Below are 13,553 nucleotides of genomic sequence, written 5' to 3'. Positions count from 1 at the left end.
CTAACTCAGTGACAAATTAGTTGATGTGCTCCCAAATATCGTACTAATAACAGTTACGATTAAGATGGAGATCAGCATGCACTTTGATGTCATCATTATCGGCGGTAGTTTCGCCGGTCTGTCGGCCGCGCTTCAATTGGGGCGGGCGCGCCGGACCGTGCTCGTCATCGATGCAGGGCAGCGGCGCAACCGCTTTGCATCGGTCGCTCACGGCTTTCTCGGGCGCGATGGCGTTGCGCCGGGCGAGATCATCGCCGAGGCAACAAGCCAGTTGACGCGCTATGTCACCGTCACAACGCTGAAGGGATCCGCGTCAAAGGCGGAACGCACGGAGGAGGGATTCTGCATCGAGACGCACGACGACACCTTCCATGGCAAGCGGCTGATTCTTGCCGGTGGCGTCGTGGATATCCTGCCTGATATCCCGGGCCTCGCCGACCGGTGGGGCAGTTCGATCTTCCACTGTCCTTATTGTCACGGTTACGAACTCGAACGTGGCTTGGTCGGCGTCCTGGCGACCAGCGCGATCTCCATGCATCATGCCTTGATGCTGCCGGACTGGGGTCCAACGACGCTTCTGGTCAACGACAGCTTTGTCCCCGACGAAACCCAACTGTCAGCCCTGGCCCGGCGAGGGGTCTCGGCGGAGGAGGGGCGCGTCCGGCGGATATTCGGAGAGCGCCCAACCGTCGAACTCGCAAACGGTCGGACGATTGAATTCGCCGGCATCTTCACGGCTAGCCGGACCATGGGAGGGCCGCTTGCCGAACAGCTTGGCTGCGAATTGAAGGACGGGCCGCTCGGAAAATTCATCGGAGTTGACGAACAGCAACAAACTTCGGTTCCCGGCGTATTTGCCTGTGGCGACGTCGCTCGCGCCGCTGGATCGATCGCGCTCGCGGTATCGAACGGGACCATGGCCGGCGTGGCCGCCCACCGATCCCTCATCTTCTAGGCTCAGGACGGGGAGCGACGCGCCGAGCGGGACCAAATCGCGTGCCTGTGCGTTAGCCGGTAGACCCGGATATCGCCATGACCGCCATGTTTGCCAAAGGCTTTGCTGATCTCGACCGCGAGGTTGCGGTCGAGAGCCTTCCCGTCATCGGCACCGTACCGATGTGGCTGTCGGGCGCGTTGCTCCGCACTGCGCCGGCGAAGTTCGATCTCGGCAGGCAAACCGTGAACCACTGGTTCGACGGCCTCGCCATGCTGCACCGGTTTGCCTTCGTCAACGGCAAGGTCTCCTATGCGAACCGGTTCATCCGTTCGGCGAACTATCGGGAACAGCGACGATCCGGCTGCTTGAGCCGCGGCGAGTTCGCGAGCGACCCTTGCCGGACGCTGTTCGGCAGAGTGCTCTCCAGATTTTTCGATAAGCCGACCGACAATTGCAATGTCAGCGTCAACGCTCTTGGTGGATCGTTGGTGGCGCTCACGGAAACCACCCTGCCGGTGCGGTTCGATTCCGAAACTCTCGAAACACTGGGACACTATCAATACGGCAAGCAGCTTGACGGCCAGATATCGATTGCTCATCCGCACCATGACGCCACCCGCCGCTGCCAGTTCAGCTATGTGGTGGAATTCGGCCGGCGAAGTCGGTACCGGCTGTTTCGCGTGGCGGATGAAGACGGCGCTGAAACCACAATCGCCGAATTGCCGGTGGATCGGCCCGCCTACATGCATAGTTTCGCGATGACGGAGCGCTATCTCATCCTGGCGGAGTTTCCGCTGGTGGTGAGCCCGCTGCGGTTACTCCTGAGCGGCGAACCGTTCATCAAGAATTATCGGTGGCAACCGGAGCGCGGGCTGCGCTTCCAGGTCGTCGAGAAGGACGGTGGCCGACGGATCGCAACGGCAGAAGCCGAAGCGGCCTTCGCCTTTCATCATGTCAATGCCTATGAGCGAGGCGGCGAGCTCGTGCTCGACCTCGTCACGTATCCCGACCCCGGCATCATCGATCAGCTCTACCTCTCGCGTCTGAGGGCCGGCAAGCCGGTCGACGCGGTGGGCTCCCTCTCGCGCTATGTCGTTCCGCTCGGCACCGCAAATTGCGCCGCGCAGAAGCATCAGATCACCACCACCGCCATCGAACTCCCGCGGGTCGACTATGGCAGGGTCGCTGGAGAGTCCTACCGTGTGGTCTGGGGCACAGGAAATCGACAGCCGGGCAATTTCCTCGACAGCCTTGTCCGGATCGACGTGGAGACGGGCGAGTGCGCCGTCTGGGCGGAGCCTGGATGCTATCCGGGAGAGCCCGTGTTCGTCGCAGCGCCGGACGCTGGCAACGAAGCTGAGGGCGTGTTGCTTTCGGTCGTTCTGGACGGGCGGAACGACAGGTCGTTTCTCCTCGTTCTCGATGCAACTCGCATGACCGAGATCGCTCGAGCCGAGTGCCCCCACCAAATTCCTTTTGGCTTCCACGGCAATTTCTTCCCAACCAGCAATGGCGGGTCGACCTTGCGAAATACTCACCGCTGAGAAACTTAAGGGCTCGGCAAGTCCTCGCGCCGCTTCCATCCACTTACCGGGCTTCGACACGACACCCTAGTGCGCCGGCTGAGGGGCAGTGTAGCGCAGGATCCATATGCCCTGGTTTTTGTCGCTGATGTAGATGAAGCCACGTCGGTCTACGACCACATCCTCCGTTTGGACGACCAATTGGTCTTCCGGCAGCGGGCCGTACCGCCGCGTTGGTTCGGGCGGTATGAAGTAGCCAGTCTCGCGAGGGAGCCGCGGATTGGAGACGTCGTAGATCCGGAGTCCCGCGTTGAAATGTGCGATGTAAAAAAGATTGCCTTGCTTTTGGACGTCGGGGTGATGCTGATGATGGTTGATGTTGTGCGGTCCCCGCCAGCCACCGCGTGTCGTAAAGTCCGTGAATGAAGCGCCTTCAGGTGGAACAGGCTCTGGAAGTAGCGACAGCAAATACGGATCCTGCGGGTTAGATATGTCGACAATCGAGGCGTGATGTGCAGGCCCCTTGCCGTATGTCACGTTTTCCGAGTTTGCGAACGCGATGCCGCGCTCGGGGACCGGCAGGACACCATGCACGCCGAAACGCGAATGGAAAGGTGGGCTAAACTTCAGGCATCCGACCTGTTCTGGACGCGAGACATCGCTGATATCGAGCACAATGATGCCTGCTGCGCCGTACGGCAAATAAGCGAGATCTCCCGCCAGAACGGGAGGACCATGCAGCGATACATCCGCGCCGGCGCTACCGCAAAACGCACCGCACAGGCACTGGGGACGCAAGCGGAGTGGTTGGGCACGCGGCGGCCGTTCGGCCGAAATTCCTGACGTGAGTTGTGTCTCACCGCCGGCTTCATGTTGCCCCGGCACCCACCAGCGTCCGGCTTCTCGTGGATGAGATCGGTCCGAGATATCAAGTATGACGTAGATATTGCCTTTGTAACCGGGCATGCCGGCCGCGAGGTGAACATAGCGCCCGCCAGGATAACTGTTGCGGTGTGTGCCAATACCGCCCGTGCGATAGTGCCCAAGCTGTTTCGGGTTGGTTGGATCAGCGATATCCCAAATCAGGACCCCTTCCTCATACGGAGCATTGGGATCGCGGCCGAAGTTGGCGAATGGCTTTTCAAGCGCAGTCACCATGGTGTCGCCGGAGAGGTCCATCTGCAGCGTCCAGGTATTGGCGTTCGGAAACGGCACGAAGTTCACGAGCTGCGGCTTGGCCGGATTCGTTACATCCACGATGCTCCATCCGGCATGCCAGAAGTGTCCGGTGTACAAGAACCATCGGTGGTTGACTTCCCGGATGGCCATCTTGAAGGCGGGTCGATGGTCCAGATCGGTGTACCCAACCGCTTCGATGTTGTGTAGGTACGCACCTGCGGGTGAACGAACCGCAGTTCGTGTCTGCGCAGGGGCAATGCTGGAGGCCACGGTCTGGCCCGCGGCAAGAGTGAGCCCGGCGAGCGGAACCTGTAGAATATTTCTGCGGGAAAGCGGACTGTCGCTCATCGGGAGATTCCTCTGATTTGTCGGACGTGATCGGAGGTCCGCCACCATCCGGGTGAAAGGCCGAATGCATCTCCAGTGTCGGCGCATGCCAATTTTCTGAGCATGCTCTCGCCTTTGTCTCGCTCGATCTCCATTGGCGCCGGGTCAACGAATTTTGGACAAGTCGGTTTCAGGTGCGCGACGACGAATGCGCCTTAACCGACGTCGATCGTCTTTCCGTTGGGTCCGTGCACCGTTCCGGTTGACGACTTTGAAAATCGATCGACCGGTGTCGATAGTCGTTGAAAACGAGCAATTTCGAATCGCCGAAAATTCGTCTTTTGAAACAAGGGCGGAGAATTGTGACGGACCGGTACAGCAGCTCCACAGGCTCGTTGGCATCGTGTACCCGCAGAACGAATCTGCCTCGCTCGCAAAAAAGTGAGCTGCGGCGGCCTGGCGCGTACCCGACCGCGCAGTTCCTACCTGTCGGCGGCTGCAACGGGTGCGAGTGCCTGCGTCAGCATAGCAATGAGGCGGCCAAATGCGGCGGTCTCATCGGGTGCGTGATCTGGATTCAACTCGGCTACGGTAAGTGCGCGCCAGTTCGGGGCTGCCAGGAGGATATCCAGTATGTTGCCAAGCTCCTCCAACTCGAGACCGGTGCCGCGCGCTCCGTAGCGGACGTTCTCGGCAACCGGAAACGACGTGAATGCAAGCACATCAATGTCGATATGAACGAGCAGACGATCAAACCGGCGTCCCCAGGCCCTTGCCTGTTCGGCTGCAGCCCCCGGGTCTGCTTTGATCTCCGCCAGAGCAATGTGTCTAATGTTATTGCTGGCGATCGTTCTTGACTCGGGCGCTGTGATCTCATGAGCGCCGAACAGCAGCACCTCGGAGGGACCAAGCATTGGCCTTCTCGATGCGAGATCGCTCAGTTCAGGAAGCGCGCCGGGAAGGTCAAGCATGTGGGCGATGCCCGTCCAGTCAAGTGAACCTTCGGCGGTTTCTGGCACGTTGAGATCTGCGTCACCATCGACATAGATCAATCCAACCGAAGCATCGTCGACCAGCGTGCCGGCAACGACCCCCAGCCCGATGGTGCAGTCACCGCCGAGCACGAGTGCCGCCTCGCCATCCGCCATAGCGCGCGCGACGTGCTGGGAGACGGCTCTCGCGGCTTCACGCACGGCTCCCAGGTTCATCGACTTCGGATTGCCGGGGTCCGGACGCCAACGAAAATAGCAAACATCGCCCATATCACGAATTTGCCATCCGACACGCTCCAAGGCGGGAATCAATCCATGGCGCCGAAATGCTTCGGGTGCTTTTTCCTGCCCAGGGGCATATGCCCCGGCGCTTGTCGGCGCTCCAATAACGGTTAGGCGGTTGCTCGTAGCTCGCACGGTGCCTTCTCCGGACGTTTTGAGCTCGGGCGTAGCCCGTCGCAGACAGTGGAAAGCCCATCCTTGCCGCAAGAAATCACACGTTGAACCGACAAAACGTCCGTCGTGTTCCGCAGGGGCGCTCGCTGGTAAGCGGTAAGATATGGAAGCCCAGATGTATCAGCAGAACGAATCCGCCTCGCTCGCAAAAAAGTGAGTTTCGACCGTCCTCGGCCTGTCGGCTGCGGCCCATTCCGTTCGTCTTCCAGCCGAAGAGGCTGTCAGGAGACCAGGAATGACCAATTCGCAGTATCGCTGGGTAATCGTCGCGGCCGGAGGCCTGCTTGGCTGTGTCGCGATCGGGGGCATGTTTTCGCTGCCGGTGTTCTTGCAGCCGATCGCGCGGGATACCGGCTGGTCGGTGACCGGCATATCCAGCGCGATGACGATCGGCTTTCTCGCGATGGCCTTCACCAGCATGATCTGGGGCACCTTGTCCGACCGGCTGGGGCCGCTGCCGGTGGTGCTGACCGGATCGGTCGTGCTTGCGGCGAGCCTTGGGCTGGCGAGCCTTGCGACCTCGCTGGTCGGGTTTCAATTCGTCTTCGGGCTGATGGTCGGCGGCGCCACGGCTGCGATCTTCGCGCCGATGATGGCTTGCGTGACCGGCTGGTTCGATACTCACCGCAGCCTGGCAGTGTCGCTGGTCTCGGCCGGCATGGGCATGGCGCCGATGACGATGTCGCCGCTGGCCGCCTGGCTGGTCTCCAACCACGATTGGCGCACCTCGATGCAGATCGTGGCGCTCGTCGTCGCCGCGATCATGATCCCGGTTTCGCTGCTGGTGCGCCGCGCGCCGGCGCTCGAGGGGGCGTCCGCGCCGTCAGGCGTAGCGGCCGAACCGGAGATGACACTTGCGCAGGCGCTGCGCTCGCCGCAATTCATCATTCTGCTGCTGACGAATTTCTTCTGTTGCGCCACGCATTCGGGCCCGATCATCCATACCGTGAGCTACGCCATCAGTTGCGGCATCCCGATAATCGCCGCCGTCACCATCTACAGCATCGAGGGCCTGGCGGGGATGGGCGGCCGCATCGCCTTCGGCTTGCTCGGCGATCGTTTTGGCGCCAAGCGTGTGCTCGTCTTTGGCTTGCTGGCGCAGGCGTTCGGCGCACTCGGTTACGTCTTCGTGCGCGATCTCGCCGCGTTCTATGCAGTCGCCGCGCTATTCGGCTTCCTCTATGCCGGCACCATGCCCCTCTATGCCGTGCTCGTGCGCGAAAACTTTCCGCTGCGCATGATGGGCACCGTGATCGGTGGCACCGCGATGGCCGGCAGCCTCGGCATGGCGACGGGACCCTTGGCCGGCGGTTTGATCTACGACACGTTTGCCAGCTATGCCTGGCTCTATATCGGCTCGTGGATCATGGGGCTCGGCGCGTTCCTGATCATGATGACGTTCAGGCCGATGATGGTGGCGCGCGCTGCGCCGGTGCCGGCGTAGAGGCAGGGCGGAATAGCAGAGCGTATTCCGCCCAATCTATCCTCAGCCCCGCGAGATCTTCTCGAAACGCTTGATCAACCGCTCGCGCTTCAGGCGGGATAGGCGCTGAATCCAGAACAGGCCATTGAGCTGATCGATCTCATGCTGATGGCAGACGGCGCGCAATCCCTCGGATTCCTCGGGGTGTGAATTGCCGTCAACGTCGTGATAGCTGATCCGAACGCGCGCATGACGCCGAACTTCGTCACTAACTCCCGGCATCGAGACGCTGCCTTCCTGATGCACGATCATTTCGGGCGAGGCCCAAATGATCTCGGGATTGACGTAGGTCCGTGCACCGTCGATGGGGTCGAGGTCGAGCACCACGACCCGCAGGGAGACGCCGATATGCGACGCGGTGATCCCGATGCCGGGCGCGGCGTGCATCGTCTCGAGCAGGTCTCTCGCCAGGTCGCGCAGCGCGTCGTCAAACACCGTTACCGGCTGCGCCGGGAGCGCAAGCCGAGGATCGGGGTATCTGACAATCGGACGGATGGTCATGATTGGTTGTTGGACAACTGAATCGGGTACCGACTACCACGCTTTACGCATACGCAATCCAGCCGCGCCAGGTAAAGGCGGCGTAGAACAACTCCACATCCCGGAATCCGGCCTCACGCAGAATTTGTGCATCCTGCTCCGGGCTGAGCAGGTTCAAGCGTGCCTCGACAGCCGCACGTGCAGTGTTGGCCTGGTTCGGATCGGCGCCAGAGGCGATTGCATAAGCGGCATAGCGCGATAGCCATCGCGCCCGCTGGCTGTCCTGCTGCGGAAAACTGGAATGGGCGGCTACGAACGGCGCTCCGGGTCTGAGCCGGCGGTGGATTTCCCTGGCCGTCCGCCGCCGTTCGTCGACATCCAGGAAATGCAGCGTGAGCAGACAGGTGGCGGCATCGAACGGCCCATCGGGCGCATCGTCGATATAACCCTGCTGCAACTGCACACGCGCATTGAATGGTCCAAGCGTCTGCTCGGCCAGCTTCAGCATCTCGGAGGCGGGATCGACGCCAAAGAACCTCCAGCGCGGCTCTGCCTCCGCCAATGCCTTCAACTCCAGGCCGCCACCCGCGCCGAGCACCAGCACCCGCGCCTCTGGCGCAGCCTGCTCCATCAGCAGGATGCGGGTCATGCGATGAAGGTCCGCAAAGCCGGGCACGAATCGCGGCGGCCCATCCGCATATCGCCTGACCGCCTCTGGATCGGAGAAGTGAGCCAACATGGCGTTGGCGGCCGCGTCATGATGCATGGGCGATCTCCAGACGATGACGGTTGCGCCGATCGCCCAGGCGCTTCTGAAAGTCGGTGCTCAACATCGCAAGCGTCACATCCGCAAGACGGGAGAGCAACAGCGCCTCCGCCTCGTCGAACGCCCGGTCGAGCGCCGCATTCACGGCCTGCTCGACAAGACAGCCGGGTGCTTCCGTTCTGTTGCCCACGGCGAACAGCGAAGGCTGGCCGAGCGCCTGATAGATATCCCGCAGCGATATCGTCGCGAGATCGCGGGCGAGGGTCCATCCGCCACCATGGCCTTTCTCCGACCGCACATACCCCCGATCGCGAAGTCCGGACATGATCCGCCGGATCACCACGGGATTGGTGTCCATGGCCCGTGCAAGCGCTTCGGAAGTCACCGGCTCCTTCCGCTCGGCCATGTGCAGCAGCACGTGGAGTATGCCTGAAAGTCTACTATCTCGTTTCATGTAACTATTTATATTGCATGAATCTGCAGCAGGTCAAGTCGTGGTGGCCTGAGCTGCTGCGTTTCCTGATCATGCTGACGTTCCGGGCCGTAACAGCGGCGCGGACCAGGCAGGTGCCGGCGTGAGGATGCCGCAGGATGTCACCGCCTTCATTGCGAGCCACCCGGTCGGCGCGAAAGCGCCGCCGGATGACAGGCTCCGCGAAGCAATCCACGTCTCCACAGGCTGCGGCCCAATACCACCACGCTGTTTGACAGTTGAATCAGAAGTCGCGGCATCGTCCGGCGGTCGCGTTCAGCCGAACGTAAAGGTGTACGCGCTCAGGCCAGCCTTGGGCGCTTTCAGGCGCAACACGTGCTCGCCGCCGGCGCCGCTATAGAGGGGATAAAGCCTGCTTCCATCGATGGTGACTGGCGGCTGGGGCGTTCCGTCGACAGTCACGGACAATGTCTGCGGCGACAGGCTGCCAGCTACCAGATTGACCTTGGGCGCGTTGAAGCGAAGCAGGATTTCGTCACCGTCTGCCGACGAGGTGGCGCGATCGTCCGTCACGTTCCAGAGGCCGGAGAGGGCGAACCGGTTCGGCGGTATGTTGTCCGGCAGCGCGTAGGCCCATTCGCCGCGCGCCGCTTCTTGCGTCTCGACGATGGCGCCATCGTTCTTCTCGGAACCGAGATACAACTCGGGCGTTGCGACAGCGCTCAAATCCGGATCCGTTGTTTGCGCCGTGGGCATGGCTTCGCCGACAAGACGCGCGATGGCGTTTTCCATTTGCTGATAGCCGCCCTCGCCGAACTGCGTCGCGACAATCGTTCCGGACCTGTCGATCAGATACGCGGCCGGCCAGTACTGATTTCCGAAGGCGCGCCAAGTGCGATACTGATTGTCTTGCGCCACAGGATAATGAATGCCCAGGCGCTTGATGGCGGTCTCGACATTCGCACGTTCCTTCTCGAAGGCGAATTCGGGCGTGTGCACGCCGAGTACGACAAGTCCTTTGTCCTTGTATTGCTCATGCCATTTGGTGACGCAGGGCAACGTGCGAAGGCAGTTGATGCAGGAGTAGGTCCAGAACTGAACCAGCACGACCTTGCCGCGGAGGCTCTCCACCGTCAGCGGCGGCGAATTCAGCCAGGCGGAAATCCCGGAAAACTCCGGCGCGGGCCGGGGTTCCTGCCGCGGGGTTTCGTTGCTGAGCAGTGCGGACGGGCCAAATTGCGCGATGGCAAGAACGGCAACGAAAGCGAGGACGATCAGGCTGAGAAGCTTGCGCATTGTCATAATCCCAGTTGAAGATTCGGATAGAGCACCGAAAACCAGACAGCGACGATGCTGTCGTATTGCGTGTAGAAGGCCAGCGCGACGAGGAGCACCGCCGCACCAAATGTTCGCTGCAAGGCGACAGTGTAGGGCGCAAGCCTACGCACTTGCGTGGTCGCGTATTGTCCGCCGTAGGCGATCAGGAGGATCGGAACGGCTGCTCCGACAGCGTAGATGACAAGCAGCAGCGCAGCGCGTGCCAGGTTTTCCGATGTTGCGATCAGCGTGAGAATGGAGCCGAGCACCGGCCCGGCGCACGGCGTCCAGAGCACGCCGAGCGCCAGCCCAACAACGAGACCCCCTGCATTCCCTGATCCGGCGCGCGCGACGATGTTGTCGGCGAACGAGAGCAGGCCGTGAAACCTCGTCATGAGCCGCTCGTATGGCTGCGGCCACAACAGCAATACGCCAAAGCTGCCAAGCAGGATGACGGAGACGGTCCGCAGCGTGTCGTGCGATAAGCCAAGCACCGTCGAGAAGGAGCCGAACAAGATCGCGAAACCGGAGAAGGCGATGATGAATCCGGCCGCGAGAAAGAGCGGCCGCCACCGGTCCTCCCGGCCAATGGAGGCGCCCAGCAAGACCGGAAGCAGTGGCAGGATGCAGGGGGCCGCCGCCGTCAGGAGGCCAGCAGCAAGTGCCAACGCAATCTCGATCATGTCGGGCTCTCCTCGTAGATGCAGGCTGCTACGGTCACTTCACCAATGTGAGGAGGGGTTCGCCCTTTTCGACGATGTAAGTGGCGAGTTCACTGCCATTGACGTTCCCGGGATTCCTGGCCGAATGCACCGTTCCGGCCGGAATGAAAAGCACGTCGCCGGCTTTCAACGTGACGGGCGGCTTGTCCTCGATCTGATATTCGAGCTGGCCTTCGAGGACATAGATCACTTCCTCGCCGGGATGCGTGTGCTTGCCGAACGCCACGCCGGGGGCGAGGTCGACGCGGACCTGGATGGCCTCGCGCTCCGGCGCGCTGAGATCGTGCCGCTGCAGATCGGTTCGCGTGACTCCGTTCTGCTGCGCCTGCGCACTGAACGGCGCCAGAACGGCTCCGGCGACAAGCGCTGCCATTGCCGCGATTTGAAAGTTCTTCATCCTGATCATGTTGATCTCCTTGGTTTGGGAAATTCATCGAACTTGCGTGCAATGATCGCTTCGCCAGCTCATGCCGCTTGCTGCCGACCGGCCTGTTCGCGGACGATGTATTCGGCGTACCAGTCCGGCCAGTTCTCATCGTGCTGGCCGCCGTTGCGCTTCTCGTACTCGCCATGGGCGGCAGCCGCACGGCGCAGTGCGCTCGCGAGATCAGCCGACGAGTTGAAGGCCGTAGCGTTGGCGTCGACGCGCCCAGGCAATCGCGCGGTGACTTCCTGCAGCAGCCAGCCATTGCCGTCGGGATCGCTGAACGAGGCATAGGAGCGGTAGCTGCCGCGTTCCGGATCCGGGCCGCTTAGCCGGACTCGCCCGAACAGATAGGGCTCATCCGAACCGACATGGACGTTGCCGGCGGCGTGAAACGCTTCACTGATCGCAACACCGCGGCTGAGCAACTCGTTGCGAGCGGCCTCGATGTCCGAGACGATCAGGTACAGGCCCTGGGCAGAGCCGGGCGCGGCAGGGGTGACGTTCTTGCCGAAGATGACCGAGGCGTTGGAGCCGGGAGGCGTGAACTGGATCACGCGGTAATCGTCAGGGCCGGCGAAATCGGCGTCGAGCCGCCAGCCGAGCTTGGCATAAAACTGCTTGGCGCGTTCGACGTCGGAAACCGGGATGACGATGACTTCGAGCTTCAGGTCGACCGCGGAAGCGGCCTTGGTCTCAGTGGAAGTGGTGCTGGTGCGTTCCTTGAGGTCTGACATGGTTCTCTCCTTGATGTTGTGGTGGCGGGAATGCTTCCCGGGCATCGCATTTGTATCGCATGCGATGTAATCGTGTGCGCGATATAAAGCGCACCAAGACCAAGTGTCAAGGCTTCCGATTTAATCGGACACGATATATATGGATGCGAGACTTCACATGTTCGTGTCGGAAAGGACGACCTCCATGAAACTGAATGATGGGCCCCGGGCCGGTTCCAGGGACAATTCGAGAGACAATTCAAAGGCCAGTCAGAAGCCGAGGCCGGGCGCAGGCGAGCGGCGGCTTGGCGATTTCCTGTGTTTTGCGATTTATTCGGCCAACCTTGCCTTCGGACGGGCCTACAAGAAGGGCCTCGACGAACTCGGCCTGACCTACCCGCAATGGATCGCGATCGTGGCGTTGTGGGAGCAGGATGGCCAGACCGTGAGTGAGCTTGGCGAGAAGATGTTTCTGGAATCCAACACGCTGACGCCGATCCTGAAAAAGCTGGAGCAGATGGGCTATCTGCGCCGTCAGCGCGATCCCGCGGACGAACGGCAGGTGCGCATCAGCCTCACCGAGGCCGGCCGCCGGCTGCGCGAGAAGGGCATGCACATGAATCTCGTGGCCTCTACCGGACTGAAGCCCGACGAGTTCGCGCGGCTGCAGGAAAACGTCGTCACGCTCCGCGACAATCTGATCAAGGCGACGGCAGGGAAAGCGGAATGATGCGCGCCGGCGCTTCGATGCGATCGGACTGCAGCGGCACGTGAAGGTTAGGGGAGGATGAGCGTGGTCTCACATGAAGGCGCGCTTGGCGGACGTATCGCCGTGGTGGCGGGCGCGACGCGCGGCGCCGGTCGCGGCATTGCCGCCGCGCTGGGAGAGGCGGGTGCGACGGTGATCTGCACGGGGCGCAGCAGCGCCCGCGCCGATGCTCCAACGCGATCCGATTACGACCGGCCGGAGACGATCGAGGAGACGGCCGAACTCGTGACCAGCCTCGGCGGCAAAGGCGTCGCCATCGCCGTCGATCATCTCGAACCTTTACAGGTCGCGGCGTTGGCCGAGCGTATCCGGGCCGAGCACGGCCACATCGACGTGCTGGTGAACGACATCTGGGGCGCCGAACGGCTGAAGGGCGGGCCCGCCGAATGGAATACGCCGATCTGGAAGCTCGACCTGCAGAAGGGCCTGCGGATTCTGCGGCTCGGCATCGAGACGCATCTGGTGACGTCGCATTATCTGTTGCCGCTGCTGATCGCGAAAGCAGGCGGCCTGCTTGTCGAAGTCGCCGACGGCACCGCCGACTACAACGCGCAGCATTACCGGATCTCGGTGTTCTATGACCTCGTCAAGCATAGCGTGAACCGTCTCGCTTACTCGCAAGGCCACGAACTCGCACCGCACGGGGCAACAGCGGTGGCGATTACGCCCGGTTGGCTGCGCTCCGAGATGATGCTGGAGAATTTCGGCGTCACCGAAACGAACTGGCGCGAAGCGCTGGCGGAGCGGGGAGGCGGCAGGCACCGGGCGCCGCCCGATTTCGCGCTATCGGAATCGCCGCGCTATGTCGGCCGCGCTGTGGCTGCGCTGGCCGCCGATCCCGACCGCAGCAGGTGGAATCAGAAATCGGTCAGCTCCGGCGAACTGGCGCGCCAGTATGGCTTTACGGATATCGACGGCTCGCGACCGGACATCTGGCGCTACACCGCCGAGGTCCGGGAGGGCGGCAAGGTAGCCGATCTCGCCGATTACCGCTAAAGTTGTCGCGCCGTCGAGTGAGAATGAAAGCAG

The 13,553-nt window shown here is 61.9% G+C and carries 14 protein-coding genes; 5 read left to right on the top strand and 9 right to left on the bottom strand.

The features are described from left to right. Window positions 1-76: 76 nt before the first annotated feature. Both LMTR13_RS23105 and LMTR13_RS23100 read left to right on the top strand, forming a co-directional pair. A complete protein-coding gene (locus tag LMTR13_RS23105; RefSeq protein ID WP_065732918.1) occupies window positions 77-955 on the top strand; it encodes an NAD(P)/FAD-dependent oxidoreductase in 879 nt (292 codons plus the stop codon). 77 nt (window positions 956-1,032) lie between these two features. Then, window positions 1,033-2,481 (top strand): carotenoid oxygenase family protein, encoded by a 1,449-nt coding sequence (locus LMTR13_RS23100; protein ID WP_065729827.1) that lies wholly within the window; start codon window positions 1,033-1,035, stop codon window positions 2,479-2,481. A gap of 66 nt (window positions 2,482-2,547) precedes the next feature. On the opposite strand, the gene LMTR13_RS23095 is transcribed toward LMTR13_RS23100, so the two are convergent. After that, complete coding sequence (locus LMTR13_RS23095; protein ID WP_065729826.1) at window positions 2,548-3,987, bottom strand: LVIVD repeat-containing protein; 1,440 nt, start codon at window positions 3,985-3,987, stop codon at window positions 2,548-2,550. Window positions 3,988-4,448: 461 nt separating this feature from the next. Continuing rightward, on the bottom strand, window positions 4,449-5,375 hold the full coding sequence (locus LMTR13_RS23090; RefSeq protein WP_065732917.1) for an arginase family protein: 927 nt from the start codon (window positions 5,373-5,375) through the stop codon (window positions 4,449-4,451). A gap of 274 nt (window positions 5,376-5,649) precedes the next feature. Here LMTR13_RS23090 and LMTR13_RS23085 point away from each other — a divergent pair, with 274 nt between their 5' ends. Beyond that, window positions 5,650-6,858, top strand: a complete 1,209-nt coding sequence (locus LMTR13_RS23085) for an MFS transporter (protein ID WP_065729825.1) — start codon at window positions 5,650-5,652, stop codon at window positions 6,856-6,858. 42 nt (window positions 6,859-6,900) lie between these two features. Here LMTR13_RS23085 and LMTR13_RS23080 read toward each other — a convergent pair whose 3' ends face one another. From LMTR13_RS23080 to LMTR13_RS23050, 7 genes are all read right to left on the bottom strand, one after another. Further along, entirely contained in the window at window positions 6,901-7,398 is a 498-nt protein-coding gene (locus LMTR13_RS23080) for a peptide deformylase (RefSeq protein ID WP_065729824.1), read from the bottom strand. A gap of 43 nt (window positions 7,399-7,441) precedes the next feature. Next, complete coding sequence (locus LMTR13_RS23075) at window positions 7,442-8,143, bottom strand: class I SAM-dependent methyltransferase (protein ID WP_065729823.1); 702 nt, start codon at window positions 8,141-8,143, stop codon at window positions 7,442-7,444. After that, on the bottom strand, window positions 8,133-8,597 hold the full coding sequence (locus tag LMTR13_RS23070) for an Rrf2 family transcriptional regulator (RefSeq protein ID WP_065729822.1): 465 nt from the start codon (window positions 8,595-8,597) through the stop codon (window positions 8,133-8,135). The genes LMTR13_RS23075 and LMTR13_RS23070 overlap by 11 nt, the downstream gene beginning before the upstream one ends. A gap of 294 nt (window positions 8,598-8,891) precedes the next feature. Further along, window positions 8,892-9,872 carry a thioredoxin family protein gene (locus LMTR13_RS23065; RefSeq protein ID WP_065729821.1) on the bottom strand — a complete coding sequence of 327 codons (981 nt, stop codon included), beginning with the start codon at window positions 9,870-9,872 and terminating at the stop codon, window positions 8,892-8,894. A gap of 2 nt (window positions 9,873-9,874) precedes the next feature. Beyond that, complete coding sequence (locus LMTR13_RS23060) at window positions 9,875-10,576, bottom strand: cytochrome c biogenesis CcdA family protein (RefSeq protein ID WP_065729820.1); 702 nt, start codon at window positions 10,574-10,576, stop codon at window positions 9,875-9,877. A gap of 34 nt (window positions 10,577-10,610) precedes the next feature. Then, window positions 10,611-11,012, bottom strand: a complete 402-nt coding sequence (locus LMTR13_RS23055) for a cupin domain-containing protein (protein WP_065732916.1) — start codon at window positions 11,010-11,012, stop codon at window positions 10,611-10,613. A 68-nt stretch (window positions 11,013-11,080) separates the two neighbouring features. After that, window positions 11,081-11,776: a VOC family protein gene (locus tag LMTR13_RS23050; RefSeq protein ID WP_065732915.1), complete on the bottom strand. Its 696-nt coding sequence runs from the start codon at window positions 11,774-11,776 to the stop codon at window positions 11,081-11,083. A gap of 184 nt (window positions 11,777-11,960) precedes the next feature. Here LMTR13_RS23050 and LMTR13_RS23045 point away from each other — a divergent pair, with 184 nt between their 5' ends. Then, window positions 11,961-12,485, top strand: a complete 525-nt coding sequence (locus LMTR13_RS23045; RefSeq protein WP_065732914.1) for a MarR family winged helix-turn-helix transcriptional regulator — start codon at window positions 11,961-11,963, stop codon at window positions 12,483-12,485. Between the two features lie 63 nt (window positions 12,486-12,548). Next, entirely contained in the window at window positions 12,549-13,520 is a 972-nt protein-coding gene (locus tag LMTR13_RS23040; RefSeq protein ID WP_236843058.1) for an SDR family oxidoreductase, read from the top strand. Window positions 13,521-13,553: the final 33 nt, after the last annotated feature.

The organism is Bradyrhizobium icense (genome assembly GCF_001693385.1).
Lineage (GTDB): Bacteria > Pseudomonadota > Alphaproteobacteria > Rhizobiales > Xanthobacteraceae > Bradyrhizobium > Bradyrhizobium icense.
Note: the sequence above shows the minus strand (reverse complement) of the source record. Positions and strands in the feature narration are given on the sequence as shown.

What these genes read in the sequence shown, in the direction of transcription:
- LMTR13_RS23045 (WP_065732914.1), top strand. Translation starts at nt 11,961, where the DNA reads ATGAAACTGAATGATGGGCCCCGGGCCGGTTCCAGGGACAATTCGAGA.
- LMTR13_RS23080 (WP_065729824.1), bottom strand. Translation starts at nt 7,398, where the DNA reads ATGACCATCCGTCCGATTGTCAGATACCCCGATCCTCGGCTTGCGCTC.
- LMTR13_RS23085 (WP_065729825.1), top strand. Translation starts at nt 5,650, where the DNA reads ATGACCAATTCGCAGTATCGCTGGGTAATCGTCGCGGCCGGAGGCCTG.
- LMTR13_RS23100 (WP_065729827.1), top strand. Translation starts at nt 1,033, where the DNA reads ATGACCGCCATGTTTGCCAAAGGCTTTGCTGATCTCGACCGCGAGGTT.
- LMTR13_RS23070 (WP_065729822.1), bottom strand. Translation starts at nt 8,597, where the DNA reads ATGAAACGAGATAGTAGACTTTCAGGCATACTCCACGTGCTGCTGCAC.
- LMTR13_RS23060 (WP_065729820.1), bottom strand. Translation starts at nt 10,576, where the DNA reads ATGATCGAGATTGCGTTGGCACTTGCTGCTGGCCTCCTGACGGCGGCG.
- LMTR13_RS23065 (WP_065729821.1), bottom strand. Translation starts at nt 9,872, where the DNA reads ATGCGCAAGCTTCTCAGCCTGATCGTCCTCGCTTTCGTTGCCGTTCTT.
- LMTR13_RS23055 (WP_065732916.1), bottom strand. Translation starts at nt 11,012, where the DNA reads ATGAAGAACTTTCAAATCGCGGCAATGGCAGCGCTTGTCGCCGGAGCC.
- LMTR13_RS23095 (WP_065729826.1), bottom strand. Translation starts at nt 3,987, where the DNA reads ATGAGCGACAGTCCGCTTTCCCGCAGAAATATTCTACAGGTTCCGCTC.
- LMTR13_RS23075 (WP_065729823.1), bottom strand. Translation starts at nt 8,143, where the DNA reads ATGCATCATGACGCGGCCGCCAACGCCATGTTGGCTCACTTCTCCGAT.
- LMTR13_RS23050 (WP_065732915.1), bottom strand. Translation starts at nt 11,776, where the DNA reads ATGTCAGACCTCAAGGAACGCACCAGCACCACTTCCACTGAGACCAAG.
- LMTR13_RS23105 (WP_065732918.1), top strand. Translation starts at nt 77, where the DNA reads ATGCACTTTGATGTCATCATTATCGGCGGTAGTTTCGCCGGTCTGTCG.